The following is a 17715-nucleotide window of genomic DNA, read 5'->3' on the forward strand; positions in this document are numbered from 1 at the left end:
GGCAGCAGAGCAATGCAGCAACTCAATCCTTCCGAAATTAGTGAAATCATCAAGGGCCGCATCGACAACCTCGATGTCGGCTCCCAAGCCCGTAACGAAGGTACCGTCGTTTCGGTTTCCGACGGCATCGTGCGGATCCACGGTCTGGCCGACGTCATGTACGGCGAAATGATCGAGTTCCCTGGCAGCGTATTCGGCATGGCCCTGAACCTGGAGCAAGACTCCGTAGGTGCAGTGATCCTGGGTGCCTATGACACCCTCGCCGAAGGCATGAGCGCCAAGTGCACTGGCCGCATCCTGGAAGTTCCGGTTGGTAAGGAACTGCTGGGTCGCGTCGTCGACGCACTGGGTAACCCGATCGACGGCAAAGGTCCTCTGGGCAACACCCAGACCGACGCGGTCGAGAAAGTAGCTCCAGGCGTGATCTGGCGTAAGTCGGTAGACCAGCCTGTACAGACTGGCTACAAGTCCGTCGACGCCATGATCCCTGTCGGCCGTGGCCAGCGCGAGCTGATCATCGGTGACCGTCAGATCGGCAAGACCGCCATGGCCATCGACGCCATCATCAACCAGAAAGACTCCGGTATTTTCTGTGTTTATGTTGCAGTCGGCCAGAAGCGTTCCACCGTTGCCAACATCGTTCGCAAGCTGGAAGAAGCCGGCGCCCTGGCCAACACCATCGTGGTCGTTGCCAGCGCCTCGGAATCCGCCGCACTGCAGTTCCTGGCGCCTTACGCCGGCTGCACCATGGGCGAGTTCTTCCGTGACCGCGGTGAAGACGCCCTGATCGTTTACGATGACCTGTCCAAGCAGGCCGTTGCCTACCGTCAGATCTCCCTGCTGCTGCGCCGTCCACCAGGACGTGAAGCGTACCCAGGCGACGTGTTCTATCTCCACTCCCGTCTGCTGGAGCGTGCATCGCGCGTTTCCGAAGAGTACGTCGAGAAGTTCACCAACGGTGCCGTAACTGGCAAGACTGGCTCGCTGACCGCTCTGCCGATCATCGAAACCCAGGCTGGCGACGTTTCCGCGTTCGTTCCGACCAACGTGATCTCGATCACCGACGGTCAGATCTTCCTGGAATCGGCCATGTTCAACGCAGGCATCCGTCCTGCCGTTAACGCCGGTGTGTCGGTATCCCGTGTTGGTGGTGCCGCCCAGACCAAGATCATCAAGAAGCTGTCCGGTGGTATCCGTACCGCCCTGGCCCAGTACCGTGAACTGGCGGCCTTCGCCCAGTTCGCTTCGGACCTGGACGAGGCTACCCGCAAGCAGCTGGAGCATGGTCAGCGCGTTACCGAGCTGATGAAGCAGAAGCAGTACGCGCCAATGTCGATCGCCGACATGGCCCTGTCGCTGTACGCCGCTGAGCGTGGTTTCCTGACCGACGTAGAAGTCTCCAAGGTTGGCAGCTTCGAGCAAGCTCTGATTGCCTACTTCAACCGTGATCACGCCGAACTGATGGCCAAGATCAACGTGAAGGGTGACTTCAACGACGAAATCGACGCTGGCATGAAAGCCGGTATCGAGAAGTTCAAGGCCACCCAGACCTGGTAAGCCGCAGCGGGGGCTCCGGCCCCCGCTTGCTAACCTGATAGGTGATACATGGCAGGCGCAAAAGAGATTCGCAGTAAGATTGCGAGCATCAAAAGCACGCAAAAAATTACCAGCGCCATGGAGAAAGTGGCGGTCAGCAAGATGCGCAAGGCACAAATGCGCATGGCTGCTAGCCGTCCTTACGCGGAGCGTATCCGCCAGGTGATCGGTCATCTGGCCAACGCCAACCCGGAATACCGCCACCCGTTCATGATCGAGCGCCCTGTAAAGCGCGCCGGTTATATCGTGGTGAGCAGTGACCGTGGTCTGTGCGGTGGCTTGAACACCAACCTGTTCAAGGCCCTGGTCAAGGACATGGGCGAAAACCGCGAACAGGGCGTTGAAATCGACCTGTGCGTGATCGGCAGCAAGGGTGCGACTTTCTTCCGCATCTTTGGCGGCAACGTCGTAGCCGCGATCAGCCACCTGGGCGAAGAGCCATCGATCAACGATCTGATCGGCTCCGTCAAAGTGATGCTGGACGCCTACCTCGACGGCCGTATCGATCGCCTCTCGGTGGTTTCGAACAAGTTCATCAACACCATGACCCAAAAACCGACGGTCGAGCAATTGGTACCGTTGGTGGCAACCCCGGATCAGGAACTCAAGCACCACTGGGACTATCTGTACGAACCCGACGCAAAAGAGCTGCTGGACGGCTTGATGGTGCGTTACGTGGAGTCGCAGGTGTACCAGGCGGTGGTCGAGAACAACGCTGCTGAACAAGCGGCCCGGATGATCGCCATGAAGAACGCCACAGACAACGCCGGTGATTTGATCAAAGAGCTTCAGTTGATCTACAACAAGGCGCGTCAGGCTGCGATCACCCAGGAGATCTCGGAAATCGTCGGCGGCGCTGCCGCGGTTTAACGGTTCAAAAATTCAGAGGATCCAGCTATGAGTAGCGGACGTATCGTTCAAATCATCGGCGCCGTCATCGACGTGGAATTCCCACGTGATGCCGTGCCGAGTGTTTACAACGCGCTGAAAGTACAAGGCGCGGAAACCACCCTGGAAGTTCAGCAGCAGCTGGGCGACGGCGTGGTTCGTACCATTGCGATGGGCTCGACCGAAGGTCTGAAGCGTGGTCTGGATGTCGTCGACACCAAGGCTGCCATCTCGGTACCTGTCGGCAAGGCAACCCTGGGCCGTATCATGGACGTCCTGGGCAACCCGATCGACGAAGCCGGCCCGATCGGCGAAGAAGAGCGTCGCGGTATCCACCAGCCAGCGCCTTCGTTCGCTGACCAGGCAGGCGGCAACGACCTGCTGGAAACCGGCATCAAGGTTATCGACCTGGTCTGCCCGTTCGCCAAGGGTGGTAAGGTTGGTCTGTTCGGTGGTGCCGGCGTCGGCAAGACCGTTAACATGATGGAACTGATCCGTAACATCGCCATGGAACACAGCGGTTACTCCGTGTTCGCTGGTGTGGGTGAGCGTACTCGTGAGGGTAACGACTTCTACCACGAGATGAAGGACTCCAACGTTCTCGACAAGGTAGCGCTGGTCTACGGTCAGATGAACGAGCCACCAGGAAACCGTCTGCGCGTAGCGCTGACCGGCCTGACCATGGCTGAGAAGTTCCGTGACGAAGGTAACGACGTTCTGCTGTTCGTCGACAACATCTATCGTTACACCCTGGCCGGTACCGAAGTATCCGCACTGCTGGGCCGTATGCCTTCGGCAGTAGGTTACCAGCCGACCCTGGCCGAAGAGATGGGCGTTCTGCAAGAGCGTATCACTTCGACCAAGGAAGGTTCGATCACCTCCGTCCAGGCCGTATACGTACCTGCGGACGACCTGACCGACCCGTCGCCAGCGACCACCTTCGCCCACTTGGACGCCACCGTCGTTCTGTCCCGTGACATCGCTTCCCTGGGTATCTACCCAGCGGTCGACCCACTGGACTCGACTTCGCGCCAGCTGGACCCGAACGTGATCGGCACCGAGCACTACGACACCGCTCGTGGCGTTCAGTATGTTCTGCAGCGCTACAAAGAGCTGAAGGACATCATCGCGATCCTGGGTATGGACGAACTGTCCGAAGCCGACAAGCAACTGGTTGCCCGCGCTCGTAAGATCCAGCGCTTCCTGTCGCAGCCGTTCTTCGTGGCCGAAGTCTTCACCGGCTCGCCAGGCAAGTACGTTTCGCTCAAGGACACCATCGCTGGCTTCAGCGGCATCCTCAAAGGTGACTACGACCACCTGCCAGAACAAGCGTTCTACATGGTCGGCAGCATCGACGAAGCGATCGAGAAAGCCAAGAAACTGTAATCCCGGCGCCCCGCAAGGGGCGCTAATCAGGTTGAGGCAAGCAGATGGCTATGACAGTCCATTGCGATATCGTCAGCGCGGAAGGAGAGATCTTCTCCGGCCTGGTCGAGATGGTAGTAGCGCACGGCAACCTGGGCGATCTGGGTATCGCTCCAGGCCACGCGCCGCTGATCACCAATCTCAAGCCTGGTCCGATCACGCTGACCAAGCAAGGTGGCGATCGTGAGGTGTTCTACATCTCCGGTGGCTTCCTCGAAGTGCAGCCGAACATGGTCAAGGTTCTTGCCGACACCGTGCAGCGCGCTGCCGACCTGGACGAAGCTCAGGCTCAGGAAGCCCTCAAGGCTGCTGAGAACGCGCTGAACGCGAAAAGCTCGGACTTCGACTACGGTGCTGCTGCCGCACGTCTGGCCGAAGCTGCAGCTCAGCTGCGTACTGTCCAGCAATTGCGCAAGGGCAAGTAACCTGGCCTTGGCCGGTCACTTCCAATGCGATTGAGTTAAAGGGTAGCCTCGGCTACCCTTTTTCTTTTCTGAATTTCCCCTTTGGTCACGTCCCTGACCGCCCAGGATTGGTAGCCAGTCAATGTCCCTCGATATCGTCATTCTCGCCGCAGGCCAAGGCACCCGCATGCGCTCCGCGCTGCCCAAGGTGCTGCATCCGGTTGCCGGCAACTCCATGCTCGGCCACGTTATCCACAGCGCACGCCAGTTGCAGCCCAAGGGTATTCACGTGGTTATCGGCCACGGCGCGGAGCTGGTGCGCGAACGCCTGGTAGCGGACGATCTGAATTTCGTCCTGCAGGACAAGCAATTGGGTACCGGCCATGCGGTGGCCCAGGCGCTGCCGGCGATCACTGCCGACACCGTGCTGGTGCTGTACGGCGATGTGCCGCTGATCGAGGTGGAAACCTTGCAGCGCCTGCTGGCCAAAGTCAGCGAGCAACAGCTCGGGCTGCTCACGGTGACCCTGCAGGACCCGACCGGCTACGGTCGCATTGTGCGTGACGCGGCAGGCAAAGTGACCGCGATCGTCGAGCACAAGGACGCCAGCGAAGCGCAAAAGGCGATCAAGGAAGGCAACACCGGTATCCTCGCCATGCCGGCCGCACGCCTGGCCGACTGGATGGGCCGCCTGTCCAACAACAATGCCCAGGGCGAGTACTACCTCACCGACGTGATCGCCATGGCCGTGGACGATGGCCTGGTGGTCGCCACCGAGCAGCCCCACGACTCGATGGAAGTGCAGGGCGCCAACGACCGCCGTCAGCTGTCGGAACTTGAGCGTCACTACCAGCTGCGCGAAGGCCGTCGCCTAATGGCCCAGGGCGTCACCCTGCGCGATCCGGCGCGCTTCGATGTACGCGGTGAGGTGACTGTTGGCCGCGATGTGCTGATCGACATCAACGTCATTCTCGAAGGCAAGGTGTTCATCGAGGACGACGTGCAGATTGGCCCGAACTGTGTGATCAAGGACAGCACTCTGCGCAAGGGCGTGGTCATCAAGGCCAACAGTCATATCGAAGGCGCGGTGATGGGCGAGGGCAGCGATGCCGGCCCGTTCGCCCGCTTGCGTCCAGGCAGCGTGCTGGAGGCCAAGGCGCATGTGGGTAACTTCGTAGAGCTGAAGAACGCCCACCTGGGCGAGGGCGCCAAGGCCGGACACCTGACCTACTTGGGCGACGCCGAGATCGGCGCCCGCAGCAACATCGGTGCCGGCACCATCACCTGCAACTATGACGGTGCCAACAAGTTCCGCACGGTAATGGGTGAGGACGTGTTCATTGGCTCCAACAACTCCCTGGTTGCCCCTGTGGAAATCCAGGCCGGGGCCACTACCGCAGCGGGCTCGACCATCACCCAGACGGTTGAAGCCGGACAGTTGGGCGTTGCGCGTGCACGCCAGCGCAATATCGAAGGCTGGAAGCGTCCGGAGAAAATCAAGAAGAGCTGAGTTATCCACAGCGATTTTTGCACAGGGCCGGCTTATGTGAATAAGTCGGCCTTTTTATTTGCCGGTTAATGCCCGACTTGACGAATCGATCGACTTAGGTTTTGATTGCAACACTTATCTTTCGAATCGAAACTTAAATCGACATGTCGAAACGAAATACACCACAACGGCGCCACAATATCCTGGCCTTGCTCAATGAGCAGGGCGAGGTCAGTGTCGACGCCTTGGCCAAGCGTTTCGAAACCTCCGAAGTGACAATCCGCAAGGATCTGCACGCCCTGGAGGCTAACGGCCTGCTGCTGCGCCGCTACGGCGGCGCGGTGACCATGCCCCAGGAACTGCTGGCCGACACGGTCCAGCCGGTGTCCCTCTACAAGCAGGCCATTGCCCGGGCGGCAGTGGAACGCATCCGCGAACACGCGCGCATCATCATCGACAGCGGCAGCACCACGGCGGCGATGATCCCGCAGCTCGGGCGCCAGCCAGGCCTGGTGGTGATGACCAACTCGCTCAATGTGGCCCGGGCTATCAGCGAACAAGAGCATGAACCCGTCCTGCTGATGACCGGTGGTACCTGGGATCCGCACTCGGAGTCCTTCCAGGGCCAGGTGGCCGAGCAGGTACTACGCTCATACGACTTCGACCAGCTGTTCATCGGTGCCGACGGCATCGACCTGGAACGTGGCACAACCACCTTCAACGAACTGCTGGGGTTGAGCCGGGTCATGGCCGAAGTGGCCCGCGAGGTGATCGTCATGGTCGAGTCGGACAAGGTCGGCCGCAAGATCCCCAACCTCGAGCTGCCCTGGGGCAGCGTGAACACCCTGATTACTGATGATCGCCTGCCCGTCGAGGCACGCGACCGGATTCAAGCCCGCGGCATCACCCTTATCTGCGCCGCTATCAGCTAGGAGCAACATCTTATGTGTGGAATCGTCGGTGCCGTTGCTGAGCGCAATATCACAGCCATTCTCATCGAAGGCCTCAAGCGTCTGGAATACCGTGGTTATGACAGCGCCGGCCTGGCTGTCCTGACCCAGCAGGGCGCGCTCGAGCGTCGCCGCCGCATCGGCAAGGTCAGCGAACTTGAAGGCGCGGTTGCCGCCGACCCGCTGGCTGGCCAACTGGGCATCGCCCACACCCGTTGGGCCACCCATGGCGCGCCTACCGAGCACAATGCGCACCCGCACTTCTCCGGCCATGAAGTGGCGGTGGTGCACAACGGCATCATCGAGAATCACGAGGAACTGCGCGAAGAGCTCAAGGGCCTGGGCTACACCTTTGTCTCGCAGACCGACACCGAGGTGATCGTGCACCTCATCCACCATCTGCTCAAGACTATCCCCGACCTCACCGATGCGCTCAAGGCCGCGGTAAAACGCCTGCATGGCGCCTATGGCCTGGCCGTGATCAGCGCCAGCCAGCCTGACCGTCTGGTGGCTGCCCGCAGTGGTAGCCCCCTGGTGATCGGCCTGGGCCTCGGTGAAAACTTCCTGGCCTCGGATCAACTGGCCCTGCGCCAGGTCACCGACCGCTTCATGTACCTGGAAGAGGGCGATATCGCCGAGATTCGCCGCACTCAGGTGCAGATCTGGGACCAGGCCGGTCAGCCGGTCCAGCGTGAGACGGTGCAGTACCACGAAGGTGCGGAAGCCGCCGAGAAGGGCAACTACCGCCACTTCATGCTCAAGGAAATCCATGAGCAACCCGGCGTGGTGCAGCGCACTCTGGAAGGTCGCCTGGGCAATGACCATGTGATGGTGCAGGCCTTCGGTCCACAGGCCGCCGAGCTGTTCGGCAAAGTGCGCAATGTGCAGATCGTCGCCTGCGGCACCAGCTATCACGCCGGCATGGTCGCCCGTTACTGGCTCGAAAGCCTCGCCGGCATCCCTTGCCAGGTGGAAGTCGCCAGTGAGTTCCGCTATCGCAAGGTGGTGGTGCAACCGGACACCCTGTTCGTCTCGATCTCGCAATCCGGCGAGACCGCCGACACCCTGGCGGCCCTGCGCTATGCCAAGGAGTTGGGCTTCCTCGGCAGCTTGGCCATCTGCAACAAGGGCATCAGCTCGCTGGTGCGTGAATCCGACCTGACCCTGCTGACCCTGGCCGGGCCGGAGATCGGCGTCGCCTCGACCAAGGCCTTCACCACCCAGCTGGTCTCGCTGATGCTGCTGACCCTGGCCCTCGGCCAGGTGCGCGGTACCCTTGAGGCCGGTGTCGAAGCCGAGCTGGTGGACGAGCTGCGCCGCCTGCCGGCACGCCTGAGCGAAGCGCTGGCGATGGATGGCGTGGTCGAGAAGATCGCCGAGCTGTTCGCCGACAAGCACCACACCCTGTTCCTTGGCCGCGGTGCCCAGTACCCGGTGGCCATGGAAGGTGCGCTCAAGCTCAAGGAAATCTCCTATATCCACGCCGAAGCCTACCCGGCCGGTGAGCTCAAGCATGGTCCTCTGGCGTTGGTGGACAACGATATGCCCGTGGTGACCGTGGCGCCTAACAACGAGCTGCTGGAAAAGCTCAAGTCGAACCTGCAGGAAGTTCGCGCCCGTGGTGGTGAGCTGGTGGTCTTTGCCGACGAGCAGGCTGGCATGAGCAACGGCGAAGGCACCCATGTGATCAACGTCCCGCACATCAACGATGCGCTGGCGCCGATCCTCTACACCATCCCGCTGCAACTGCTGTCGTACTACGTCGCCGTGCTCAAGGGCACCGACGTCGACCAGCCGCGCAACCTGGCCAAGTCGGTGACGGTGGAGTAACGCGACTGTTGTTGCAAAGGGAGGGCGCCGCACAGGCGCCCTCCCTTTATGTTGTCTTCCTTCCTCTCAAAGCCTCCCCCGCAACCTGTCCAAGCTCCATCGGGCTGAAGAGGCGTTGGTTGCGCAGACATTGCGCTCCCGTGGGATCAGCCGTTGACAGCACTGTTTACTGTTGCGACAACATGAGACCGCACCGGTCTCGTTCCCGGTGCGGTTTAAGCTCACAAGCGAGTGGGTGAGTGAGCAGGTTCAAAAACTGGCAGGGCATGACCCATCTAAGGGGAAGGAAATGGAAGAAACGATTAAATCCACGGCCGCAGACTCGCGACGCGCATGGAGCTACAACGGGGCTGTGGACGCAGGTTTTGAGCCTAATTCCTACTCTTGGAAGGATGTTCCTACCGGAACCTGGACTGCTCAACTCGACTTCAAAGTCTGGGCAGATAAACCAGCTCCAGGCTGTCTTGGATGCTACTTCACATCCCTTGCGGATGGGCGGCGCTATCTACTCTCCGCATACCGTCCCCATAGATCGGCTTCGCGGCGTTATTCTCCCGCGGATGACGGTATCGATTTTTCACAACCTGGACTCGATGGGCTGACCTTTTTGTTGGAGGTAGGAACATCGGCCACTGGGAAAACAAAATGGCTCTCTGCGGAACTCGCCACATTAGAGACTCAAGATCGGTGATTCTTGAGGTAGGCATCTGGTGCACTCAGCTACTGAGCCTTCCAGATAGGCGTGATTTATGCCGACGTCGACAGATTTCGGTTGAGCCGGCAAAAGACTGGATGGTCTGTTACAAGCTTATTTAGGAAACAACAAGGGCGCCGCACAGGCGCCCTCCCTTTATGTTGTCTTCCCTCCTCTCAAAGCCTCCCCCGCAACCTGTCCGAACAGGTAAAAACGCATATTGGATATGCAGCGCTGACGCATCGCTTAATCGAGAAACGTCATATCCTTCTGCTGCTCGATGAAGCCGTGCCTTGCGGCCTAGCGATGCAGTAACACACTGGTCGACCCAGGATGGGCGATCCGACAACAAGAACAAGAGAAGTCATCGACATGGATGTGAGATGTGATCAGCTCAAGACGCTGACGGGCACGCTGTGCCTGGCATTTGCCAGCGGCCTGCCACTGTCGGCTGCGGCGGCCTATCAGGACACTGGCCGCCTGGGCGACCCCGCCAGCTGGCGCTCGGTCGAATACCAGCAGGACTGGGGCCTGGAGCGCATGCAGGCGAGCCAGGCCTATGCCGCCGGGTTTACCGGTGCCGGGGTCAGCATCGGCGCCCTGGACTCGGGATTCGATCCCGCCCACCCCGAAGCCAGCCCCGGGCGTTTCCACGCGGTCACCGCCACCGGCCAGTACCTGGACGGTACTCCGTTCAGTGTGTCCGGGGTGCTCAATGGCGCCAACGACAGCCATGGTACTCATGTCACCGGCACCATGGGCGCGGCCCGTGATGGCGTGGGCATGCACGGCGTGGCCTTCAATGCCCAGGTATACGTGGGCAACACCAACAAGAATGACAAGTTCCTGTTCGGCACCGATCCCGATCCACGGTATTTCAAGGCGGTCTACGACTCCCTGGTGGATGCCGGGGCGAGAGCGATCAACAACAGCTGGGGCAGCCAGCCCAAGGATGTCAGCTACCAGACCCTCGGCGACCTGCGCGCGGCCTACGCCCAGCATTTCCAGCAGGCCACCTGGCTCGATGCCGCTGGCGATGTGGCGCGTCGGGGTGTGATCAATGTGTTCAGCGCCGGTAACAGCGGTTATGCCAATGCCAGCGTGCGCTCGGCGCTGCCGTACTTCCAGCCGGAACTGGAAGGCCACTGGCTGGCGGTGTCGGGCCTGGACAAGAACAACCAGCAGAAATACAACCAGTGCGGCATCGCCAAATACTGGTGCCTGGCGACTCCGGGGGCGGCAATCACCAGTACCGTGCCCGGTGGCGGCTATGCCACCTACAACGGCACCTCAATGGCCGCGCCCCATGCCACCGGGGCCCTGGCCCTGGTCATGGAGCGTTATCCCTATCTGAACAACCAGCAGGCCTTGCAAGTGCTGCTGACCACTTCGCGCCAGCTCGATGGCTCGCCGACCCAGGCGCCCAGCGAGCGGGTGGGCTGGGGCGTTCCGGACCTGGGCCGGGCCTTGCATGGCCCAGGGCAGTTGTTGGGGGAGTTCAGCGTCAACCTGGAGCGTGGGCAGGGCGATAGCTGGAGCAACGGCATTTCCGACCAGGCGCTGGTGCAGCGTCAGGCCGAGGACGTCGCGGAACGTCAGGCCTGGCAGCAGACCCTCAAGGATCGCGGCTGGGAGCATGGCCTGGCAGCGGGCGCCAGCCAGCAGGACCGCAGCGACTATGCCCTGGGCATGGCCCGTGACGCAGCGGCTGCGCAGCGGGTTTACCAAGGCAGCCTGGTCAAGTCCGGGGCCGGCTGGTTGGTGCTCACGGGTGACAGCAGCTACCGCGGCCCGACCCGCGTCGATGGCGGGTTGCTGGCGGTTAACGGCAGCCTGCAATCAGCGGTGACGGTCAATGCTGGCGGTACGGTGGGCGGCAATGGCCGGGTCGGTGCCCTGATTGCCAACGCTGGGGGCGTGGTGGCCCCGGGTAACTCCATCGGTACCTTGAATGTCGCCGGCAACCTGGACTTGCAGCCGGGTTCGACCTATCAGGTGGAGCTGTCGCCCACGGCCAGTGATCGACTCGTGGTGGATGGCCAGGCCAGCGTCGGTGGCGCCAATCTCAGTCTGGTGCCCCAGGCTCGGCCGAACCTGCTGGCCGGTGGCGTGGTCACCAGCCTGGTTGGGCGCCAGTTTGACATCCTGCAGGCGGCAGGCGGCGTCGATGGGCGCTTCGCCCAGGTCCAGCCCGGCTACCTGTTCCTTGGGACCGTGCTCGACTATTCGGCCAACGGCGTGCAGTTGGACGTGACGCGCAGCGCCGCGACGTTCGACAGCGTCGCGGCCACGCCCAACCAGCTCGCCAGTGGCGCCGCCGTGGAGCGCCTGGGACCGGGCAATCCGGTGTATGAAAGCCTGCTGCTCTCGACCTCGGCGGACCAGGCCCGGGACGGCCTGCGCCAGCTCGCCGGAGAGATCTATCCGGCGCTGGACTCGATGCTGCTCAGCCAGGGCTCGGTGTTGCGTGACGCCTTGGGCGAGCGTGTGCAAGGCGCCGCACTGCCTGCCAATGCGCCTGGCACGACGGCGCCCGAGACAGGCTCCACCCAGCTCTGGCTCAAAGGCCTGGGCAGTTGGGGGCGCATCGAGGGCGTGCAGGGCAGCGAGTCCTATACCAGCTCCCTGGGCGGCATGCTGCTGGGCCTGGACCGGGACTTCGACGAGCAGACCCGCGCCGGCCTGGCCGCCGGCTACAGCGACAGCTCCCTGGGCATGGGCGGCAGCCACTCCCGGGCCACGGTCGACAGCTACCACTTGGGCGCCTATGTCCGCCACGACGTCGACCAGCTGCGCTTGAGCCTGGGCGGCAGCTACAGCTGGCACCGCGCTGAAGTTCGCCGCGACCTGGCCTATGCCGAGGTGTCCGGCCGCCAGCGCGCGCAGATCGATGCCCGCAGTCAGCAGCTGTTTGCCGAGGCGGCCTATCGCCTGGCGTTGCCGGCGGTGCAACTGGAGCCGTTCGCCAACCTGACCTACCAGCATCTGGACCGTGATGGCTTCCATGAGAAGGGCGATGCCGCAGCGTTGCAGGCGGGCGACGAGCAGCGTGATGCCTGGTTAAGCACCTTGGGCTTGCGTGGGCGCCAGCAATGGCAAGTGGGCCCGCAGCAGGACCTGCAACTGGCGGCAAGCCTGGGCTGGCAGCACCGGCTGAGCGGAACCCAGGACCGCGAGCACCTGGCCTTTGCCGGCAGTGACCTGCCGTTCCGGGTGGAGACGGCGCCAGCCTTGCGCGATGCCGCGCTGGTCGGGCTCCAGGCACGGGTGGGCCTGACCCGCGACCTGGACCTGAGCCTGGACTACCAGGGGCGTCTGGCCAGTCGTGAACAACAGCATGGCGCGGGGCTCAACCTGCAATGGCGTTTCTGAGGCGTCGTGGCGCCAGTTGTTGCAATACGGAGTTCGACCAACGCGGTATTCAATCCATACAACTAAGGAAGGTCGTAGTGAAGCGAGTCAGACAGGATGACAGCGCACTTGGGCAGGGCTGGGCCCTGGCGCCGCTGGGGCGGGTATTGATGGGCTGGGCGGCGTTGATGGGCACGGCCCAGGCCGCGCCCTATGTGGAGAGTGGCCGCCTCGGCGACGCCAGCAGCTGGCGCAGCAGCGAATTCAAGGCCGATTGGGGGCTGGGGGCGATCCACGCCGACAGCGCCTATGCCGCCGGCTACAGCGGCAAGGGGGTGAAGCTGGGGATCTTCGACCAGCCGGTGTACGCCGCGCACCCTGAGTTCGCCGGCAAGGACAAGATCGTGACCCTGGTCACCAGTGGCATTCGCCAGTACACCGACCCCTATATTCCGGTGAAAGCCGGCGATGCCTTCCGGTACGACGGCAGCCCGTCGGTAGGTTCGGATGGCAAGCTCGGCTCCCATGGCACCCACGTCGGCGGGATCGCCGCCGGCAACCGTGACGGCGTGGAGATGCATGGCGTGGCCTTCAATGCGCAGATCATCAGCGCCGACAACGGCGACCCCGGCCCCGAGGATGGCATCGTCCTGGGCAACGATGGCGCGGTCTACAAGGCCGGCTGGGACAGCCTGGTGGCCAGCGGCGCGCGGATCATCAACAACAGCTGGGGCATCGGCATCACCGACCGCTTCGCCAAGGGCGGGCGCAATCCGGACTTCCCGCATTTCACCGTGAACGATGCCCGGGCGCAGTTCGCGCAAATCCAGCCGCTGCTGGGCACCTTGCCCGGTGGCGCCTATGACGGGGCCATCGCCGCCGCCCGCAGCGGGGTCCTGACGATCTTTGCCGCCGGCAACGACTACAACCTGAACAACCCCGATGCGATTGCCGGGCTGGGCTATTTCGTACCGGAGATCGCCCCCAACTGGATGACCGTGGCGGCGTTGCAGCAGAACCCCGACACCAGCAGCGCCAACCCGTACGTGATCAGCACGTTCTCTTCGCGCTGCGGCTATACCGCAAGCTTCTGCGTATCGGCCCCCGGCACCCGCATCTACAGCGCGGTGATTGGTGGTACCAGCCTGGAGGACCTGACCCAGGGTTACGCCAACAAAAACGGTACCTCCATGGCCGCGCCCCATGCCGCTGGCGCAGCGGCGGTGCTGATGGAGCGTTTCCCCTACATGAGCGGCGCGCAGATCGCCAGCGTGCTGCGCACCACTGCCACCGACATGGGCGCGCCCGGCATCGATTCCTTGTATGGCTGGGGCATGATCAACCTGGACAAGGGTATCCGCGGCCCCGGCATGCTGGTTACCGAGCAGGACATTCCCGAGGAGTTGCGGATCGCCGGCGGCTACGGCCCGAGCCAGTTCGTCGCTGATCTGCCGGGTGTCGGCGCCCTGGTGGATGCTGGCAGGCCTACCGAAAGGCGCTGCAACGATTTGAGCTGCGTGCTGGATCTGTGGAGCAACGATATTTCCGGGCATGGCGGCCTGACCAAGCAGGGCATCGGCACCCTGGTGCTCAGCGGTAACAACACTTACGCCGGTCCGACGCTGGTCAACCAGGGGCGGCTGGCGGTCAATGGTTCGCTGCAATCGACCGTGACGGTCAACGACGGCGGCGTGCTGGGCGGCAATGGCCGGATCGGCGCGCTGGTGGTCAATCGCGGCGGCGTGGTGGCGCCCGGCAACTCCATTGGCACCTTGCGCGTGGCTTCCGACGTGACCTTCCAGCCAGGCTCGACCTATGCGGTGGAGGTGGACAGCACTGGCAGCGACCGTCTGGTCAGCGACGGCCAGATAGCCGTGGGCGGTGCGAACCTGGCCCTGGACCTGCAGAACCCTGGCGTTTCGCTGCAGTCCCAGCAAGCCACCAGCCTGGTGGGCCGGCAGTTCGACATCCTGGATGCCGCAGGCGGCGTGCAAGGCAGTTTTGCCCAAGTTCAGTCCAACGCGTTGTTCCTCGGTGGCGGCTTGGCGTATACCGGCAGTGGGGTGCGGCTGGCGGTGCAGCGTAATGCCACCTCGTTCGCCAGTGTCGGCCTGACCGCCAACCAGCGTTCGGTGGCCGCGGCGGCCGATCGGCTCGGCGCGGGCAACCCGGTCTACGAGAGCCTGCTGTTGTCGGCCGATGCCGCCAGCGCCCAGCAGGCATTCGATCAGCTGTCCGGCGAAATCCACCCGGCGGTGGGTAACTTGCTGCTCAACGACAGCCGCCAGTTGCGCGACGCCGTGGGCGAGCGTACCCGGCTACAGGGTGTGGAAGGCCAGGACAACGGCCTGTGGGTCAAGGCCCTGGGCGCCTGGGGCAAGGCCGACGGTGATTCCGGACATGCGCGCTATAGCAGCTCGATTGGCGGCATGCTGCTGGGGGTTGACGGGCAGATGAGTGAGGACACCCGTGTCGGCGTCTTCACCGGCTACAGCGACAGCTCGCTGAGCATGGGCGATGGCCGTCATTCCTCGGCCAGCGTCGACAGCTACCACTTGGGCGCCTATGCCGGCAAGGAACTGGAGCAGCTGCGCCTGAGCGTGGGCGCCAGCCACAGCTGGCACCGTATCGAGACCAAGCGCGAATTGCAGTACAACGAGGTCAGCGATCGTCAGAAGAGCAAGCGCGATGCCCAGAGCACCCAGGTGTTCGGCGAGGCGGCCTGGAAGGTCGAACTGCCGAGCGTGGCGCTGGAGCCGTTCGCCAATCTGGCCTACGTGCATATCGCCAGCGACAGCTTCAGGGAGCATGGCGGCGCTGCCGCGCTCAAGGGGGGGCAGGATAACCGCGATGCCTGGCTCTCGACCTTGGGCATGCGGGCCGGCAAGCAACTGCAGTTGTCCAGCGGCCAGGCGGTCGAGCTTGCCGCTACCCTGGGCTGGCAGCACAACCTGAGCTCCACCGGGGCCGACCAGCACCTGGCGTTCGCGGGCCAGGGCGATACCTACAAGGTTCAGGCGCTGTCACTGGATCGTGATGCGGCGGTGGTCGGTGCACGGGTGGGGATCGCCCTGAGCCGCGAGGCCCGGGTCAACCTGGACTACAACGGATTGCTGGGTAGTCGCGACAAGAGCCACGGGGTCGGCCTGACCCTGGATTGGGCGTTCTGACACTAAGGTCTCAGTGCTTTGTAGTCAAAAAGGCCCCTGCATTCGCGGGGGCTTTTAAGTTCTGCAGGGAAGCATTTTCGGCGCAATGTGAAATCCGTAGCAGTTTGTCGTTGTAGGACGTTTCTACAACCAGCGTCTGGCATGGATCAATGTTTTCTCCCTGAGTTTGCCCTAACGTCCCCCGACCCATCAGTCATCAAGGACGACAGGAAATGCAGACGCTGCAACGAAAGCACGATATCCAGCCATTGGAAGGTAATGAAATGACTCTCCTGGTCAATGGGTTGCCCGCAGTCGCCAGTGCCGGTGAAACCGTACTCAGCGTGCTCAACGCCGTTGGCCTGCGCCAGCTGGCGCGAAACGATCATGGTCAGCTCAGCGGCGCCTACTGCGGTATGGGTATCTGCCATTGCTGCCTGGTGCAGATCGACGGGCGTCCCAAGCGTCGCGCCTGCCAGACCATCGTCAAACCGGGCATGCGCATCGAGACCGAGGTCAACCGCGTGCACGAGGAGGCCCATCCATGAGCCTTCGTCCTGTGATCGTCGGTGGCGGCTCGGCCGGCATGGGCGCGGCCATCGAGCTGGCCGAACATGGCGTGGATTGCCTGCTGTTCGACGAAGCCTCGCGCCCCGGTGGCGTGGTCTATCGTGGCCCGTTGCGCGCCGGCGTCGACCTGGGCTACCTGGGCCCGCGCTACACCAAGGCCCTGACCAAGCTGCACGAAGATTTCGCCGCCTGCGCCGAGCGCATCGACCTGCGACTGAACCATCGCGTGGTGGGCGGTGACGAGCAGCGACTGATGGTCCTCGATGGCGACGAGCGCCTGCACGAGATCGACTATTCCCACCTGCTGCTGGCCGCCGGTTGCCATGAACGCAACGTGCCGTTCCCTGGCTGGACCTTGCCGGGCGTGATCCTGCTCGGTGGTTTGCAACTGCAGATCAAGAGCGGTGTGGTCAAGCCACTGGGCAGTACCCTGATTGCGGGCACCGGGCCTTTGCTGCCACTGGTCGCCTGCCAGCTGCACGCCGCCGGTGCCAAGGTGGCGGGGGTGTACGAGGCCTGCTCGTTCAACCGCATCGCCAAGGAAAGCCTGGCGCTGATGAACAAGCCACAGCTGTTCCTCGATGGCCTGAGCATGCTCGCCTACATGAAGCTCAACGGCATCCCCATGCACTACGGCTGGGGCGTGGTGGGCGCCACGGGGGAGGGCGAGCTGCAGGAAGTCGAGGTCGCGCCCTACACCCAGGACTGGCAACCGGACATGAGCCGTGTCCAGCGCGAGCAGGTGCGCACCCTGGCAGTGGGCTATGGCTTCATCCCGCGTACCCAGCTCAGCCAGCAACTGGGCCTGGCCCATGGTTTCAGCGAGGACGGCTACCTGCGCGCCGAATGCAACGTGTGGCAGCAAAGCAGCCAGCCGAACATTCACCTGGCGGGCGACATGGCCGGGATCCGCGGTGGTGAGGCGGCCATGCTGACCGGGCGCATCGCCGCGGTTTCGATGCTCCAGCAGATGGGCAAGCTCGATGCCGAGCAGGCGATCGAGCGCCGTGAGCGCTACCTGGGCAAGCTGGCGGCGATCAAGCGCTTCCGTTCCGGGGTTGAGCGCTACACCGCCCGTGGCGCCGCGCAGGTGGCACTGCCACAGGCCGACACGGTGATCTGCCGTTGCGAACACGTGACTCGCGAGCAGATCGATCTGGCCCTGGAGCAGGGTGTGCAAGACATGGCCAGCCTGAAGATGCGCACCCGGGTGAGCATGGGCGACTGCCAGGGGCGCATGTGCGTCGGTTACTGCAGCGACCGTCTGCGCAGCGCCACCGGGCGCAAGGACGTGGGTTGGCTGCGCCCGCGCTTCCCGGTGGACCCGATCCCGTTTTCCGCATTCGAACAACTCGGCACGGAGGCCTGA

At 63.0% G+C, this 17715-nt stretch carries 11 protein-coding genes; all 11 read left to right on the top strand.

Going from position 1 to position 17715, the window contains the following annotated elements; all coding sequences use genetic code 11:
• The first annotated feature begins 12 nt into the window (after window positions 1–12).
• Window positions 13–1557, top strand: a complete 1545-nt coding sequence (gene atpA / locus ACODS9_RS10275; RefSeq protein WP_038707082.1) for a F0F1 ATP synthase subunit alpha — start codon at window positions 13–15, stop codon at window positions 1555–1557.
• Window positions 1558–1605: 48 nt separating this feature from the next.
• Window positions 1606–2466 (top strand): F0F1 ATP synthase subunit gamma, encoded by an 861-nt coding sequence (atpG, locus tag ACODS9_RS10280; RefSeq protein ID WP_023628562.1) that lies wholly within the window; start codon window positions 1606–1608, stop codon window positions 2464–2466.
• 27 nt (window positions 2467–2493) lie between these two features.
• Entirely contained in the window at window positions 2494–3870 is a 1377-nt protein-coding gene (gene atpD, locus ACODS9_RS10285) for a F0F1 ATP synthase subunit beta (RefSeq protein ID WP_023628563.1), read from the top strand.
• 44 nt (window positions 3871–3914) lie between these two features.
• Window positions 3915–4334, top strand: a complete 420-nt coding sequence (locus ACODS9_RS10290) for a F0F1 ATP synthase subunit epsilon (protein WP_011536500.1) — start codon at window positions 3915–3917, stop codon at window positions 4332–4334.
• A gap of 121 nt (window positions 4335–4455) precedes the next feature.
• A complete protein-coding gene (glmU, locus tag ACODS9_RS10295; RefSeq protein ID WP_489093856.1) occupies window positions 4456–5823 on the top strand; it encodes a bifunctional UDP-N-acetylglucosamine diphosphorylase/glucosamine-1-phosphate N-acetyltransferase GlmU in 1368 nt (455 codons plus the stop codon).
• A gap of 143 nt (window positions 5824–5966) precedes the next feature.
• Entirely contained in the window at window positions 5967–6734 is a 768-nt protein-coding gene (locus ACODS9_RS10300; RefSeq protein ID WP_401108042.1) for a DeoR/GlpR family DNA-binding transcription regulator, read from the top strand.
• 12 nt (window positions 6735–6746) lie between these two features.
• Entirely contained in the window at window positions 6747–8582 is a 1836-nt protein-coding gene (glmS, locus tag ACODS9_RS10305; RefSeq protein WP_267300620.1) for a glutamine--fructose-6-phosphate transaminase (isomerizing), read from the top strand.
• 1066 nt (window positions 8583–9648) lie between these two features.
• Window positions 9649–12648: an autotransporter serine peptidase EprS gene (gene eprS, locus ACODS9_RS10310; protein ID WP_489093857.1), complete on the top strand. Its 3000-nt coding sequence runs from the start codon at window positions 9649–9651 to the stop codon at window positions 12646–12648.
• Window positions 12649–12797: 149 nt separating this feature from the next.
• Complete coding sequence (locus ACODS9_RS10315; RefSeq protein WP_489093885.1) at window positions 12798–15797, top strand: autotransporter domain-containing protein; 3000 nt, start codon at window positions 12798–12800, stop codon at window positions 15795–15797.
• 212 nt (window positions 15798–16009) lie between these two features.
• On the top strand, window positions 16010–16324 hold the full coding sequence (gene hcnA, locus ACODS9_RS10320) for a cyanide-forming glycine dehydrogenase subunit HcnA (protein ID WP_401108038.1): 315 nt from the start codon (window positions 16010–16012) through the stop codon (window positions 16322–16324).
• Window positions 16321–17715, top strand: a complete 1395-nt coding sequence (gene hcnB / locus ACODS9_RS10325) for a cyanide-forming glycine dehydrogenase subunit HcnB (RefSeq protein WP_367857484.1) — start codon at window positions 16321–16323, stop codon at window positions 17713–17715. Before hcnA ends, hcnB begins: the two co-directional genes overlap by 4 nt.

The sequence above is a fragment of the Pseudomonas sp. FG36 genome (assembly GCF_057809275.1).

Excerpts from the sequence above, each read along its gene's own strand:
- atpA (WP_038707082.1), top strand. The coding sequence starts at position 13 with ATGCAGCAACTCAATCCTTCCGAAATTAGTGAAATCATCAAGGGCCGC.
- atpG (WP_023628562.1), top strand. The coding sequence starts at position 1,606 with ATGGCAGGCGCAAAAGAGATTCGCAGTAAGATTGCGAGCATCAAAAGC.
- atpD (WP_023628563.1), top strand. The coding sequence starts at position 2,494 with ATGAGTAGCGGACGTATCGTTCAAATCATCGGCGCCGTCATCGACGTG.
- ACODS9_RS10290 (WP_011536500.1), top strand. The coding sequence starts at position 3,915 with ATGGCTATGACAGTCCATTGCGATATCGTCAGCGCGGAAGGAGAGATC.
- glmU (WP_489093856.1), top strand. The coding sequence starts at position 4,456 with ATGTCCCTCGATATCGTCATTCTCGCCGCAGGCCAAGGCACCCGCATG.
- ACODS9_RS10300 (WP_401108042.1), top strand. The coding sequence starts at position 5,967 with ATGTCGAAACGAAATACACCACAACGGCGCCACAATATCCTGGCCTTG.
- glmS (WP_267300620.1), top strand. The coding sequence starts at position 6,747 with ATGTGTGGAATCGTCGGTGCCGTTGCTGAGCGCAATATCACAGCCATT.
- eprS (WP_489093857.1), top strand. The coding sequence starts at position 9,649 with ATGGATGTGAGATGTGATCAGCTCAAGACGCTGACGGGCACGCTGTGC.
- ACODS9_RS10315 (WP_489093885.1), top strand. The coding sequence starts at position 12,798 with ATGGGCTGGGCGGCGTTGATGGGCACGGCCCAGGCCGCGCCCTATGTG.
- hcnA (WP_401108038.1), top strand. The coding sequence starts at position 16,010 with ATGCAGACGCTGCAACGAAAGCACGATATCCAGCCATTGGAAGGTAAT.
- hcnB (WP_367857484.1), top strand. The coding sequence starts at position 16,321 with ATGAGCCTTCGTCCTGTGATCGTCGGTGGCGGCTCGGCCGGCATGGGC.